General features: G+C 56.7%; 13 protein-coding genes. 10 read left to right on the top strand and 3 right to left on the bottom strand.

The annotated features are described in order from the left end of the window. The first annotated feature begins 4 nt into the window (after positions 1–4). The 5 genes from truD (at position 5) to rpoS (ending at position 4944) form a co-directional block, all read left to right on the top strand. Positions 5–1015 (top strand): tRNA pseudouridine(13) synthase TruD, encoded by a 1011-nt coding sequence (gene truD / locus ACURWW_RS12200; RefSeq protein WP_445617435.1) that lies wholly within the window; start codon positions 5–7, stop codon positions 1013–1015. 175 nt (positions 1016–1190) lie between these two features. Next, a complete protein-coding gene (locus ACURWW_RS12195) occupies positions 1191–1829 on the top strand; it encodes a protein-L-isoaspartate(D-aspartate) O-methyltransferase (RefSeq protein WP_445617436.1) in 639 nt (212 codons plus the stop codon). Further along, positions 1826–2770 (top strand): polyprenyl-phosphate transporter, encoded by a 945-nt coding sequence (locus ACURWW_RS12190; protein ID WP_445617437.1) that lies wholly within the window; start codon positions 1826–1828, stop codon positions 2768–2770. Before ACURWW_RS12195 ends, ACURWW_RS12190 begins: the two co-directional genes overlap by 4 nt. A gap of 325 nt (positions 2771–3095) precedes the next feature. Continuing rightward, complete coding sequence (locus tag ACURWW_RS12185; protein ID WP_445617438.1) at positions 3096–3743, top strand: peptidoglycan DD-metalloendopeptidase family protein; 648 nt, start codon at positions 3096–3098, stop codon at positions 3741–3743. Between the two features lie 190 nt (positions 3744–3933). Next, the gene (gene rpoS / locus ACURWW_RS12180) at positions 3934–4944 is read left to right on the top strand and encodes an RNA polymerase sigma factor RpoS (RefSeq protein WP_445617439.1); all 1011 of its coding nucleotides are present in this window, start codon (positions 3934–3936) and stop codon (positions 4942–4944) included. 335 nt (positions 4945–5279) lie between these two features. On the opposite strand, the gene fdxA is transcribed toward rpoS, so the two are convergent. Beyond that, positions 5280–5621, bottom strand: a complete 342-nt coding sequence (fdxA, locus tag ACURWW_RS12175; RefSeq protein WP_445617440.1) for a ferredoxin FdxA — start codon at positions 5619–5621, stop codon at positions 5280–5282. Between the two features lie 133 nt (positions 5622–5754). After that, a complete protein-coding gene (mutS, locus tag ACURWW_RS12170; protein WP_445617441.1) occupies positions 5755–8400 on the bottom strand; it encodes a DNA mismatch repair protein MutS in 2646 nt (881 codons plus the stop codon). Between the two features lie 197 nt (positions 8401–8597). Here mutS and ACURWW_RS12165 point away from each other — a divergent pair, with 197 nt between their 5' ends. The 5 genes from ACURWW_RS12165 to ACURWW_RS12145 all read left to right on the top strand — a co-directional run bounded on the left by ACURWW_RS12165 (position 8598) and on the right by ACURWW_RS12145 (position 14154). Continuing rightward, positions 8598–9884, top strand: coding sequence for a tyrosine-type recombinase/integrase (locus ACURWW_RS12165; RefSeq protein WP_445617442.1), 1287 nt, complete (start codon positions 8598–8600; stop codon positions 9882–9884). A 458-nt stretch (positions 9885–10342) separates the two neighbouring features. Next, on the top strand, positions 10343–11173 hold the full coding sequence (locus ACURWW_RS12160) for a radical SAM protein (protein ID WP_445617443.1): 831 nt from the start codon (positions 10343–10345) through the stop codon (positions 11171–11173). Further along, positions 11097–11777 carry an SPASM domain-containing protein gene (locus ACURWW_RS12155; RefSeq protein ID WP_458618493.1) on the top strand — a complete coding sequence of 227 codons (681 nt, stop codon included), beginning with the start codon at positions 11097–11099 and terminating at the stop codon, positions 11775–11777. Before ACURWW_RS12160 ends, ACURWW_RS12155 begins: the two co-directional genes overlap by 77 nt. A gap of 56 nt (positions 11778–11833) precedes the next feature. Then, the gene (locus tag ACURWW_RS12150; protein WP_445617444.1) at positions 11834–13057 is read left to right on the top strand and encodes a S41 family peptidase; all 1224 of its coding nucleotides are present in this window, start codon (positions 11834–11836) and stop codon (positions 13055–13057) included. 152 nt (positions 13058–13209) lie between these two features. Next, positions 13210–14154: a GNAT family N-acetyltransferase gene (locus ACURWW_RS12145; protein WP_445617445.1), complete on the top strand. Its 945-nt coding sequence runs from the start codon at positions 13210–13212 to the stop codon at positions 14152–14154. A gap of 86 nt (positions 14155–14240) precedes the next feature. Here ACURWW_RS12145 and ACURWW_RS12140 read toward each other — a convergent pair whose 3' ends face one another. Further along, positions 14241–14717, bottom strand: a complete 477-nt coding sequence (locus tag ACURWW_RS12140; protein WP_445617446.1) for a hypothetical protein — start codon at positions 14715–14717, stop codon at positions 14241–14243. Positions 14718–14851: the final 134 nt, after the last annotated feature.

Here is a 14851-nt window from a genome sequence, read left to right as displayed (position 1 = left end):
TCCAGTGATTAAAGGCCCAGTGATTAAAGGTCCGGTGATGGACGGCTCGGTGACGGACGGCCCGAGCCGCTTCTCCCTCGACTTCACCCGGGCCTGGGGCACTCCGACTGTGTCCGCGTGCTTTCGCAGCCAACCTGAAGACTTTCAGGTGGACGAGGATCTGGGGTTCGAGCCCTCCGGCGAGGGCGAGCACCTCTACCTGCACCTGCGCAAGCGGGGGCAGAACACTCAATGGCTTGCGGGCCAGATTGCGCGATTCAGTGGTGTGCGCCCCATGGATGTGGGCTACTGCGGCCTCAAGGATCGCGTAGCGGTTACCAGCCAGTGGTTCAGCGTCTACCTCCCCAAAGGCCCGGAGCCGAACTGGAAGGAATTCAACCCCGAAGGGGTGGAGGTTCTGACCGTATCCCGCCACAGCCGTAAATTGAAGCCGGGGATGCACCGGGCCAACCGCTTCGGGATTGTGCTGCGGGACTTGCAGGGCGAGCTGAGCGATCGACTCACCCAGGTCGGTAAGGCCGTCCCCAACTATTTTGGCGAGCAACGCTTTGGCTGCAACGGTGGAAATCTCGAGCAGGCCGACAGACTGTTAGTAGAGGGCCAGAGGATTAAAGACCGCAAACTGCGCGGGCTGGTCATGTCGGCGGCCAGATCCTGGCTGTTCAACTTGGTGTTGTCGGAGCGGGTGCGCGCAAACAATTGGCAGCAATGCCTCAGTGGGGATCGGGAGGACGGGCCCACGGGACCGTTATGGGGCAGGGGGCGCTCGCATGTCGGCGACCACACGGCAGCGCTGGAATCTGCGGTCCTGGAACCCTGGGGCGCCTGGTGTCACGGCCTGGAGCATCTGGGGCTGCAGCAGGAGCGCCGCCCCTTGATATGCCGGCCCATGGGCTTCTCCGGTGAGTTGAACAGCGGCACCCTGAAGCTGGAATTCAGCCTGGCGCCCGGCCAGTACGCCACGGCGGTTCTGCGGGAGATTGCGGAGCTCGAAAACCCTTCCCGCGCAGGATGACCTGCGTGCCTGCTGCACCTATAATATCCGCCAACAAAACAGACGGTGGCCGCGAGCTCAATGCGCGGAGCGCTGCGACAGACAGCGCTGATACAGCGCCGCTTCCGGCATGGGCCGGCACAGTTGTACTTGGGGAGATTTTGGCTTGAGTCAGTTAAATTTAGCCGGTGTCGGGATGACTTCGGAGCGCACCCGGGTGCGCCTGATTAACCGCCTGCGTGAGCAGGGCGTTACCAACAACAGGGTGCTGGACTGTATTCGCGAGACTCCCCGACATCTGTTTTTGGATGAAGCCCTTTCTCACCGCGCCTACGAAGACAGCGCGTTGCCCATCGGCTATGGCCAGACCCTTTCCCAGCCTTACATCGTGGCCCGGATGACCGAAATCCTGCTGGCGGCGGGAGAGATGAACCGGGTTCTGGAGGTGGGCACCGGCTCCGGTTATCAGACCGCAATACTCGCCCAGTTGGCGGCGGAGGTGTACAGCGTGGAGCGCATCAAGCCGCTGCAGGACAAGGCGCGTACCCGCCTGCGGCAGCTCGGCCTGCGCAATGTGCATCTGCACCATGCGGACGGTGGCTTTGGATGGCCGGACAAAGGACCGTTTAACGCGATTCTGTCCACCGCGGCCCCCCGGGAAATCCCGCGGGAACTGTTGAATCAGCTCGCGCCCAATGGAGCCCTGGTGATTCCGGTGGGGGATGAGGAGCAGGTCCTGACCCTGGTGCTGCGCGACGGCGACAGTGAGAAATTCATTACCCAGAAGCTGGAACCGGTCAAGTTCGTTCCGCTTCTTTCCGGCACTACAAGGTGAAGATCCTGGGTCGCTACCCGGGGCTCTTTCTCCGGGGCATGGCGATGGGGGCGGCGGACGTGGTGCCCGGTGTTTCGGGCGGTACGGTCGCCTTCATCACCGGCATCTACGAAGAACTCATCGACTCTCTGCGCCGATTCGATCTGGCGGCCCTCACCGTGCTGTTCAGCGAGGGGCCGGGCGCCGCCTGGAAGCACGTCAACGGTAACTTCCTCCTGGCACTCTTCGCGGGCGTTGCGCTGAGCCTGTTGACCCTGGCAAGGATCATCACCTATTCCCTGGAAACCTGGCCGATTCTCGTCTGGTCCTTTTTCTTCGGACTGGTGTGCGCGTCGGCAATTTATGTGGCCCGTCAACTGAAAGGCTGGGCCGCAGCGGAAGTCGTGACCTTCCTGTTGGGCATCGCCGTGGCGGCGGGCATCACCATGGCCAATCCTGCCCAACTGCCGGACAGTCCCTGGGTGCTCTTTCTCGGTGGGTCCATCGCCATCTGCGCGATGATCCTGCCCGGAATCTCCGGCAGCTTTATCCTGCTGCTGCTCGGTTTGTATCCAGTCTTTCTGCAAGCCATCAGCACCTTTGATCTGGTGCCCCTGGCCAGTTTCGGCGCGGGCTGCGTGGTGGGCCTGCTGGCCTTTTCTCATGTGTTGTCCTGGCTGTTGCACCGTTTTCATGGCCCCACACTGGCCGCCCTGACGGGCTTTCTTGTGGGCTCCTTGCAGATGATCTGGCCCTGGAAGCAGACTGTGACCAGTTATCAGAACCGCCACGGCGAGTGGGAACCTCTGGTCCAGCGAAATCTCTTACCCGAGCAGTATGCGACTTTAGTGGGCGAGGACCCGCTCCTCATGGGGGCAATTCTGGCCGCCATACTCGGGGTAGCGCTGGTACTGGGCCTCGAATGGATTGGACAAAGAGGTGAGAGACGCCAGGACCGTTGACGTCAAACTTTCCCATGCGAAAGTGCGATGTGGCGCACAATATTGCGACCCTGGTCCGCTTTTCGTAATTTCTGGGTGCTCGTCTTAGATAAATTTTTAATAAGAGAACACAATTAGACCGGCAGCCAACATATCATTGATCAATAAATGAGCCCCCGGTCCAGCGAGTAATCAGGTGAATTTAGTTATAAGACTGGCTTCGATTCAGCTCAAGGTGGTCAAGATCTTAACCACATTGATGCTCGTGGCGTGCAGTGGGCAACCTTACCGGGCGCCGATAGCGGCTCTCGAGCAGCCGCCGAGCCAGAGAATCACGACTCATGTGGTGGCGAAAGGCGACACTCTCTATTCCATTGCCTGGCGTTACGATCTGGATGTCCGAAGATTAGCCCGCGCAAATCGGGTGGCTGAGCCCTACACCATCTTTCCCGGCCAGCGCCTCAATCTCGACCTCAGCCATATTGCCCCGGCGGTGGCAGCCGCGCCCGCGCCTGCATCCCCAAAGCCCGCTCAGGATTCGCGACCGTTTGTAAAACGTTCAAATAATCGAGCAACTTCCACAAAGCCTGCTGCTGAAACCCGGACCGGGAACTCCAAGCTCAACTGGCAGTGGCCGGTGGATGGCACGATTCTCTCCGGCTACTCCGGGGAGATGGCGCTGAATAAGGGTATTGATATCAGCGCTGAAAAGGGAGAACCTGTCCGTGCTGCTGAGGCGGGTTCCATTGTTTACGCAGGGAACGGCCTCCGCGGATACGGCAATTTGCTGATCATAAAACACAACCAGAATTATCTCAGCGCCTACGCACACAACAGCAAACTGCTGGTGGCGGAAGGCGAAACGGTAAAAGCTGGGCAGCAGATCGCCAAAGTGGGATCAAGTGGTACCAACAGGGATAAGCTCCATTTTGAGATTCGACGTGACGGTAAGCCCGTAGATCCTCTGCGGTATCTACCTTCACGCAATCGATAAAGCCGAGCTTGAGCCATCAAAAACCAAGAACACTGCGGCCATCGGTTCGCAATGGCAGGTACAAGAAAGCTCGCAGGTCAGGAGGCGCTCTGGCGCCAATTTCCAGCCTGCTGGTCGAGATTAAACGGGGCAACAAGGCGCAAGCCGATACGAAACAAACACCGAAAATACTCACAGGGCTAACGAACAGATGGCAGCACAAAGAGAGATAGATACTTACTTGTCCGACGACGAGACCACCACCGTCCTTCCGGACTATCAGCTGGACGACGCCAATGGCGAGGAAGAGAATGAGCTCGGCGGCAAATCTTCCGGTAAAACCGATTCCGCTGATCGTTATGCTGAAACTCAGGAAAAGGTTCAGAAGAGCCTTGATGCAACCCAACTGTATCTGAATGAAATCGGCTTCTCCCCGCTGCTGAGTGCAGAGGAAGAGGTCTACTTTGCGCGACTGTCCCTTAAAGGTTGCGACGCTTCGCGCAAACGCATGATTGAAAGCAACCTTCGCCTGGTGGTGAAGATTGCCCGGCGTTATGTGAACCGCGGTCTGGCGCTCCTCGACCTCATCGAGGAAGGTAACCTGGGCCTGATTCGCGCCGTGGAGAAGTTTGACCCGGAACGCGGCTTTCGCTTCTCGACTTACGCCACCTGGTGGATTCGCCAGACCATCGAGCGGGCGATCATGAACCAGACCCGCACCATTCGCCTGCCCATTCATGTGGTCAAGGAGCTGAACGTCTACCTGCGCGCGGCCCGTGAGCTCGCCCAGAAGCTGGACCACGAGCCGAGCCCGGAAGATATCGCCGAGTTGCTGGATAAGCCGGTGGAAGACGTCAAGCGAATGCTTGGCCTGAACGAGCGGGTGACGTCCGTGGACGTACCCATCGGCCCGTCCTCCGACAAGGTGCTGGTGGATACCATCCCCGATCAGAACGTTTCGGACCCGGCAGCCCTGCTGCAGGAAAGCGACCTGAGCGCCAGCATCGACGACTGGCTGCTGGAGCTCACCGAGAAGCAGCGCGAAGTGGTTTCCCGCCGCTTCGGTCTGCGCGGCCACGAGATGAGCACGCTCGAGGAAGTGGGCCGCGAAATCGGCCTGACCCGTGAGCGCGTGCGTCAGATCCAGGTGGAAGCTCTGCGACGCCTGCGGGACATCCTCGAAAAGCAGGGCCTGAACGGAGAAGCGCTGTTCAGCGCCTGATCCTTCAAGCCCGGCCAACAAAAGCCGCACCCCGGATGCCCGAGGTGCGGTTTTTGTATATCGGCACGTACCCCAGGAATCGCCATCCCGTAGGTTGGGTTAGCGCAGCGTAACCCAACACCAGCGTGCCACGCAGACCATGCCCGCAAGCACTGCCTCTTGTTGGGTTACGGCCTTCGGCCTAACCCAACCTACGAACGCACCGAGGAATGGCACCATAACGTAGGTTGGGTTAGCGCAGCGTAACCCAACATCAATCTCCAGGCACAAAAAAGCCGCATCCAGGATGCGGCTTTTTGCTGGGTTCAACTCCCGGCTCGGACCCGGGCCGAGGCCTACTCCAGATCGTCCGGAACACCTTCCAGATACTGGCGCTTGTTCTCCACGCCGTCCCACTCGTCCGCATCGGGGAGAGCCGGTTTTTTCTCGGTGATGTTGGGCCAGACCTCAGCGAGCTTCGCGTTCAGCTCCAGATAGTCCTGTTGATCCCCCGGCAGTTCGTCTTCCGAGAAAATTGCGTTCACCGGGCACTCCGGTTCACACAGGGCGCAGTCGATACACTCATCCGGATGGATGACCAGGAAGTTCGGGCCTTCATAGAAGCAGTCCACCGGGCACACTTCCACACAATCGGTGTGCTTACACTTTACGCAGTTATCTCCTACTACAAAGGTCATGGTTCGCGAACCTCCATTACAAATTCAGCGCGCATTCTAGCAGAATTGCCGGTCCGATAAAGATGGCGCGTGGAGCTTATTTGTTATTACCTTATGCCGGAGCCCGTCTTTTCCCGGCGCTGTTCCTTACTCTTTACCGACTCTTCCTGGTCAGGGCGTGGAGTTCATAAAGCTTCTCCAGGGCCTGCCTCGGGCTCAGGTTGTCCGGGTCCATCGCTTCCAGAAGCGAGAGGGCTGGGTGCGGCGCGGGCGCGCTGAACAACTCTGCCTGCTGCGGTGAGCCGTCCACCACCCCGGCGGTTGCCCGTTTCGGTTCGGGCATGGCCTGCTGCTCCGGGGAGTCCGGGCCGGACTGCTCCAGGCGCTGCAATTGCTGCTTTGCCGTATGCAGAACCGGCTCCGGAATGCCTGCCAGACGGGCTACCTGCAGGCCGTAACTCTTGCTGGCGGGCCCATCCTGAACCTGGTGAAGAAAGACGATGCTGTCCCTGTGTTCCGTTGCGTCCAGATGCAGATTGGCAACCCCCGCGAGGTCCGCGGCAAGCTGGGTCAGTTCGAAATAGTGAGTGGCAAACAATGTGAACGCCCCCATCCTGGCCAGGTGATCCGCCACGGCCCAGGCGAGGGAGAGGCCGTCAAAGGTGCTGGTGCCGCGGCCGATTTCATCCAGCAGGACGAGACTGCGTTCACTGGCGTTGTGGAGAATGTTGGCGGTTTCCGTCATTTCCACCATGAAGGTGGAGCGCCCGCCGGCCAGATCGTCCGAGGAACCGATGCGGGTAAAGATGCGATCCACCAGGCCAATGGTGGCGCGATCCGCGGGGATGTCACTGCCAATGTGGGCCAGCAGAGTGAGCAGGGCGGACTGCCGCATATAGGTGGACTTACCGCCCATGTTGGGTCCGGTGATAATCAGCATCTGCCGCGAGTCGTTCAGGTGCAGGTTGTTGGGGATGAAGGGCGAGTCGATGACTTGCTCCACCACCGGGTGGCGACCGTTTTCAACCTCGATGCCGCGCTCCTGCCGCAGCTCGGGGCGGGTAAAGTTCAGCGCAACGGATCGCTCCGCCAGGTTGGTCAGTACGTCCAGCTCCGCCACCGCGGCGGCGGATTCCTGCAGTGGCAGCAGGGATTCGTTCAGCGTCTCCAGCAGGGCCTCGTAAAGGGCCTTCTCCCGGGCCAGAGCGCGGCTCTTGGCCGACAGCGCCTTGTCTTCGAACTCCTTCAACTCCGGGGTGATGAAGCGCTCGGCATTCTTGATGGTCTGCCGGCGAATATAGTCCGCCGGTGCCTCGGCCGACTGGCCGCGGGAGATTTCGATGTAGTAGCCGTGAACGCGATTGAAGCCCACCTTCAGGGTGGAAATCCCCGTGCGCTCCCGCTCCCGAGTCTCCAGGTCCACCAGATACTGGCCCGCGTTGCTGCTGATATTGCGCAGCTCGTCCAGCTCGACATCGTAACCCTCGGCAATCACGCCCCCGTCCCGGATCACCACCGGCGGGTTTTCCACAATGGCCCGCTCCAGCAAGTCCACCAGATTCGGGAAGGTGGCGATGGAGTGTGCGAGCCGGGTCAGCAGGGGCGAGCCCAGCTCCGCCAGGGCGCCTTGCAGCTGCGGATAAACAGCCAGTGATCCGTGCAGGCGGGACAGGTCCCGCGGGCGCGCCGAGCGCAGGGCGAGGCGGCCGAGAATACGCTCCAGGTCGCCGATCTGTTTCAGGTGCTGGTGAATGCCTTCGAAGCGGTAGTCCTGCTTGAGGGCGGCAATCGCATCCTGGCGTTCCTGCAGAACACTCAGGGTGCGCAGGGGGCGGTTGATCCAGCGGCGCAGCAGGCGACTGCCCATGGCGGTTCCGCAGTGATTAAGGACTGCGAGCAGAGTGTTGTCGTCGTCACCATTGAGCGTGCGGTCCAGCTCCAGATTGCGGCGGGTGGCCGCGTCCAGGGCGACTGTCTCCTCCCTGTTTTCATGAGTGAGGGCGCGGATATGGGGCAGGGCAGTGCGCTGGGTTTCCCGCGCGTAGCCCAGCAGGCAGCCGGCAGCGCGCAGGGCGAGGGTCAGGTGATCGCAGCCAAAGCCGGACAGATCCTGGGTTTGAAACTGACGGGTGAGCAACTGGTGGGCCGTATCGTCATCAAACTCCCAGCCCGGCCGCCGCCGCGCCCCGCGTCGCTTCGCCAGCCCCTCCAGCGCCGCACAGTCGTCCGGCAGCAACAGCTCGGCGGGATTGAGGCGCTCGATTTCCGCAGTCAGCGCTTCATCGCCCTCTACCTCCAATACCTGGAAGCGCCCGCTGCCGATGTCCAGATGGGCAATCCCGAAGCGGTCCTCCATCTGGCTCACGGCCACCAGCAGATTGTCCCGACTTTCGTCCAGCAGTGCTTCATCGGTCAAGGTCCCCGGGGTCACGATGCGAACCACCTTGCGCTCCACTGGCCCCTTGCTCGCGGCCGGATCACCGACCTGCTCGCAAATCGCCACCGACTCCCCCAGTCTAATCAGCTTCGCCAGATAGCCTTCCGCCGCGTGGTAGGGCACCCCCGCCATGGGAATCGGCTCACCCGCCGACTTGCCGCGGGCGGTCAGAGTTACGTCCAGCAGTTGCGCCGCCTTCCTGGCGTCCTCGTAAAACAGCTCGTAGAAATCGCCCATGCGATAGAACACCAGCTCGTTGGGGTGCTGGGCCTTGATGCGCAGGTATTGCTGCATCATTGGTGTGTGTTCAGAGTATTTCTGTTTGTTGTTCAAGTGCTTGTCTGTCTTAACTCGTTGATTCATTTGAGGTTTTCAGCGGTTACTTGGTCTCAGGAGGTCTCTAGTAGTCTCAGGTAGCGCCACCAAATCCCGTTCATAAGTGTAGGTCAAAGTGTAGGTTGTGATATCATTAGTGTTGCAGGACCGGATAAAACCTACACTTTTGCATCCTCGGATGCTTAACGAACAAGAATAGTTTAACGCCTCAAGGGCAGCAGCTTATGACGACGCGACAGAGTAACAAACCTCTATCCACCAAGACAGTTGAATCCATGCGCCCCGGTGGCAGGGATGTCGCTGATACCGGGGAGAATCGCGGGCTAAGAGTTACGTGCGGCGCCGGGGGCACGAAAACCTTTTTCTACCGATACACCAGCCCGGAAACAGGGAGACTGGTGCAGGTGAAAATAGGGAATTTTCCGCTGGTATCGCTTGCAGAGGCCAGAATCGAGCTGCAACGCCTTAAAGGCATGCGAAAGCAAGGCTTGTGTCCGGCGGCGGAGCTGAAAAGAAAAAAGTATGAAGAAGAGGAGCAAGAGAGGGCGGAAAGACTCAAGCGAGACTTCACTGTTACAGATCTGGTAGAGCTTTATCTTACGCAGCATATCGAAGATCGCAGGGCGCCAAACGGAAAGCGAATTTCGGGAGTTAGGAAGCCAAAAGGTCAAAGCGAAACTCGGCGCACCCTATACGGAGATGCTGTTGCCCAGCTGGGTACAAAACCAGCCACGGAGGTAACCCGGAAGGATGTTGTCGACATGATCATGAAAATTGTTGGTAGGGGGGCCAACGTCCAGGCCGGCAACGTGCTTCGGGAGCTGTCCGCCGCCTACGAGTTCGCCATCGGGCTTGGAGAGCTTCCTGAGGAGTTCGCAAACCCGGCGCTCCTTGCAAAGTCCAGCTTGCGTCAAGCGAAAGTCAAGTTGACCTCACAGCGGGGGCGGCGAGTGCTTTCGGACAATGAGCTTGCTACGTTTCTAAAGTGGCTACCTGGCTCAGCCTACACCCAAACTCAGAAAAACGTCCTCAGGTTCACCTTGTGGACCGGCTGCCGCACGGGCGAGGTTTGTGACGCTGCCTGGAAGGATATCGATTTGGAGAAAGGGACGTTCCACATACGTGATTCGAAAACGGGCGTCGAGCGCTACGTGCAGCTCCCGACTCAGGCGGTCGACTTCCTCCGAAGCTTGCGTCTTACCACGGGTGAGTACTTGTTTCCCTCCCAAAAAACGGGCAGACCGATACTGCAGAAGCAGCTCACCGAGCAGGCGTGGAGGCTTCGCCAATCTGGGAAAATGCTAGATATTGAGACGTGGACTCCACATGACCTCCGGCGTACGGTCAGGACCGGACTTTCTCGGCTACAGTGCCCTAACGAAGTGGCGGAGGCTGTTCTAGGACATTCGAGAAAAGGAATTCAAGGAACGTATGATCTGCACGGCTACGACGATGAGTGTCGGAAATGGTTGCAACTGTGGGCTGATCATCTTGAACGGCTCGCAAATTAATTTTGTTCGTGTGATAACGACGCATAGGTGTTCTCATGCCAAATCCGCGAAATTCGCGACAACTTCGAGTTCGTCCGCTCACGCGCAACTTGACGGCGATACCACCTTTGGTACTTTCTCTCTGCTCCTTCTTCGAAACTTGTAGCCTGGAGGTTTGAGATGAATCATGCAAATTATCGCGTCGACTGGATCAAAGTTCGGAAAGATTGCGCAAATGGGCCCGCGCCTGGACTGGAAGGATACTTTTGCTACTCCGGTAAAACTTGTATCGCGCCTCCGCTCCCTCCAGGCAAAGTGACTAAGGACACGTTTCGAAAGCGTGTAGAGGCTTCAGAGGTGATCGTGGAAGAGCTGCTGAAACAGCAAGCCTAGAAGCCTTCGGAAAAGCTGGCCGAACGAGAGCTCGTTTTCCGGCAGCTACCCGAGTAGGGCAGCGCGGGTGCGCAAAAGGAGGAATCATGCTTAAGCAAGCTATGACAGAACTCTGCACGCGTTGGAAGCCATCTCGGTACAACTGGATTGTGCCCGTTGAGGAATATGGCGGTGGTGGTGCTATTTTCAACGCGTTCACGGGAGCATGCTTGGATTTCGACCCTGTCGATTTTGAGCGGGTTCGTAGGACGTTAGTGGATGCCCATGAAAAGGACGTAGATTTCAGGTTACTTGGCGCTAACGCAGCCTCTTTAGGTGGCGCCCTGATTGCCGGGGGGTTCTTAGTTCAAGCGGAATTCGATGAATTGCTCGCGCTTGAGAACGGAAGCGCCAACCGCGCTGAAGGGCTCCCTTTAGTCCTTACCATTAATCCAACGTTCGCCTGCAATCTTGGTTGCAGCTATTGTTTCGTGGGTAAGAAACAAGGACTGATGGATGAAAACACAGAGCAGCAGCTGATCAAATTTGTCGAAGATCAGTTACGTCCATCAGATGTTCCTGCACTGGTTGTCGACTGGTTCGGTGGCGAACCATTATTGGCCAAACGAACGCTCGGACGGTTGTCGGAAGCGTTTCTGAGGCTGTGTAACGAAAAGTCCATTCCTTATAGCGCACAGGTTATCACGAATGCGACGCTGATAACCGCAGAGCTTGCTAAACACCTCTCGTCATGGGGGAGTCGAGACACTTCAGATCACCTTAGATGGGAGCCCCGCCACACACGATGCTCGCCGACCGTGGAAAGGGCAGTTAATAACACGATCCTCGTACGAAGATACGATGCGCGGCCTCGAGGCTGTCATCGGCAAGTTCGCTATTCGGCTTCGGGTGAATGTCGACGATGGCAACATAGATGAAGCGATGTCATTACTCCAGACATTCGACAGCCGAGGCTGGTTATCGCGTGATATGCGATTTTACCCCTATCCAGCTTTAGTGACCGATTTTACCGTCGCTGCAACTCAAGAATGGTCTCCTACCCCGGCTTGTCAGAATGACCGTTTTGACGACCTTCATGATAAGTGGCTGGATTTCCTGAATGCTCGAGGTGTGCCAGTGGCAGGTGAATCCCTGTACGGATTTCCGGAACCTTCTAATCTTCCGTGTAGCGCCGTCAGCCAGCGCGGATGGGTCGTAAACTTTGACGGAGAGCTTCATAAGTGTGGGCTAGATAGTGATATGGAACACCGCGCGGTGGGAGCTCTCGACAAAGCAGTTAGTGAGCAAAACGAGAACGGTCAGTATTGGTCGAACTATGAACCGGTAGCCGATCCAACGTGTAGAGCTTGTCCAGCTCTACCTGTATGTCTTGGCGGATGTGCACGCGACCGCCGAGAGGAGCGCAGTAAAGCCATGGCTGAAAATTGCCGCTATCATCTTCAACGGCAACCCGAAATTGTCGCTCATCACGTCAGGCTACGACGTCAGAACGCCAATAGGCGTGGAGGTAAACCTTGCTGAGAGAGAGAAGATCAGTAATTCCTCACGCGACCCGTAAGCTCGTCTTAGCTGGTCTTATGTCGCTCACGAGTCTCGCTAACGCCGACGATCCACGACCTAACGATCTGTCCGATATATGGGTTTTCGCAAAAGAAAATATTTACCCGCCCGAGTTGAGCACCCGTTTCTTGCCAGAAGTCTACGACGAACTTAATGTGCAACTTCGAGAAAACCCGCAGGCGAGTGTTGCAGACGTAATCAATCCTTTTCTGACAAGTTTAGGCATTTCCCACACGTACTTATACGACGAAAATGACCTTGGTTATTACCTGTTTCGATCTATGTTCACAACCCGTGACATCGCGAGTCCTAAAGTCGTGCACATCGGCATTCAATCGTCGTCGCGCGAGGATGGATTGCTAGTAGATGCCGTGTTGGAGGGCGGCCCCGCCTACCGGGCTGGGATCAAGCGCGGCGATATTATAACCGCTGTGAAAGGCGTAAAGCCGACCAAAGACTCCGCCTTCTTTTCATATGAAGGCCGGGCTGTAGAAATCGACGTTATCACGCGAAATGGAACGCGGCGGAGCGTAACCGTTCAGCCGATTGAGCAGTCCATACATGCGGCTCTCGCGCAAGCTACGCGCGAGAGCGTGAAAATTATAAAAAGAGACGATTTGCGCTTCGGCTACCTTCATCTTTGGGCGGGGACCGATCAACAGTTCCTCGATACATTAAGGACTACGGTTCTCGAGACTTTCTCAGACGTCGATGGAATCATTTTGGATTTGAGAGACGGCTATGGAGGCGCGTGGTGGCCGTATCTTGACCCGTTCTTTCCAGATACGAATGACTATTTTGTTGCCAAGAAATTAGATCGCGAAGGACATTCGGAATACATGAAGCCGGAACGGACGACGAATTCAGTGTATTACTCAGGCCCGCTGGTAGTCCTCATCAATGGTGGTGTCAGGAGCGGCAAGGAGGCCTTAGCGTACCAGTTTAAAAAGTCGGATAGAGCTACCCTGATAGGCACGACGACCGCCGGCGCATTCGTTGGAGGCCTGGGCGGTTTTGCGAACAAGGATCGCGGGTTTATCCTTTACCTGTCCGTGTTTGGTATGTATTTAGATGATCATCAAATCGAAGGTAAAGGTATCTCTCCGCATATAGAAGTCTCACCCTATGATAGCGAGCATGACGATCCACAGCTAGAACGAGCAATTCTGGAGGCAATACATCAACAGGCCAATAGGCGAGACTCTGCTGGGAGTACGAGACGGCAAGGTCCTCCTGTATAAGCATGTAAACCGTTGGCCTCGTTGGGCGAAGCTTAAGAACGATTTCACGCGCATAACAAGTTCAAATACCTGCGGCTGGCGCGCATTTAGATCCGAATAGCTAGAAGACTTCGCCATAAAAACGGCTGTCACAACAAACAGCGGAGAGAACAATGAGCGTTGTCGTGAGACTACTAGATGTCGACCAAGACATTCATCAAGTAGAAAAGATCTCCCGCATCGTCCAACTAAAGCGGAGCCATATAAGAGAGTTCTGGGAGGATCTTTCGGGTCAGGGCGCAATCGTTCGCGTCTCGGTTGCCCAGCATTCATCAAAGGGCATTGTCGGCTTTCGCCAAATGACACGTCAGCCCAATGCAGAAGACTGCTTTATTCAGGTGGTTATTGATTCTGCCGGAAGCGTGCGAAATCGAGGGGTCGGAGGTAAGCTGTATGACGAAATGCTCGCATTCGCCTTAGATAAAGGAGTGCGAAGACTGTCGAGCTGGGTTTGGGCGGATGACGTCGAATCATTGTCGTTCGCCCAACGGCGGGGATTCGAAGCTGGCCGCCGCGTAGTTGCACATGCTATGACAGCAATGGGGCCGAGTGACGACAAAATAGATGAAGTTATATCGAGTATGAGGGAATCCGGGATCGGATTTCGGACGATGGCTGAACTTCCCAATGATGAGCGAGCACAGAAAAGAATATATGACCTGCATCAAGAGCTCCTCAAAGATAGCCCTGGAGCAGGAGATTGGTTCCCACCGTTCAGTGTCTACCAGCAGCAGATGTTTCACTCACCAAGTGCCAAGCCGGAAGGGATAATCGTAGCTACGGATGGCGATCGATGGGTAGGACTGACTATCGTTTTACATTATCCATATTCCAACAGAACATTTGGCCCTATCCTCGGAGTCATCAGAGAGTATAGAGGGCGCAATATAGGGCGGATTCTGCAGCACTTCTCAAGACAATATCGGAAGAGTCTGCGAACAACCTACCACACATACACATACGACGCGGAAAATGCGCCAATGAAGGCAATGGCGGGTGTTGGCACACGTTATATCGAGCGCGAATTCTTCCCGCTAAGCAAAGAGATAAGTATTTAGGTGGAGTAGTTTAGATATGGTCTGAACTACTCCAATTCAGGTAAAACGAAGTTGGCGTTTCTGTCCCATCCTTGGGACTGATAGTCCTAACGTCCGGCGTTTTTGAATGCAGCGTATACTTCAAAAGTCGCTAGCATAGCCTCCTGGTCGGTGGAGGGCTTCGCACGTCCTTGGGCCGTTTCAAATGCATTCAGTATAAGAATGCTACCGGCTGCGCTATTTCTTTCTGTGAACTCCAGCGTAATGGTCTGGGTCTTGACGGTATATGCACTGTTGAAGAAGGATGGCTTACCGTACTCAATAAAAGCACCAGCTGACTTGGCAGCGCATATAAATTGCCCCAGGGTCACTTGGTCGTAAGGGACGGCAATACGATGAGCCATGTGGTCAGAGGGCAGCCCGCTACCCGCCATTACCTTGCTGCAGACTTCCTTCTCGATCTCCTCTGACACTGCGAGCTTCTTGGCCTCGATATCCGAACTCAACTGGGCTGTCTTGATCGAAACCGCCGGCGATGATCCTCTTGTCTTCCGGACTTCATCCTTCAGCTCTTCCAGTTTCATAATATCCAGCGTCAACTATCGTGGCCGGTTCAGCGTCAATTAACTTGGCCGGTTGACGCTGAACCTATGATCCCTTCTTCTGGATCGTTTTCCTTCTGTAGCTCTCACCCTGGCAGTGGATGATGGTTGCGTGA

This window comes from Gilvimarinus sp. F26214L (assembly GCF_054401055.1).
This window is presented reverse-complemented; position numbering and strand designations above follow the sequence as displayed.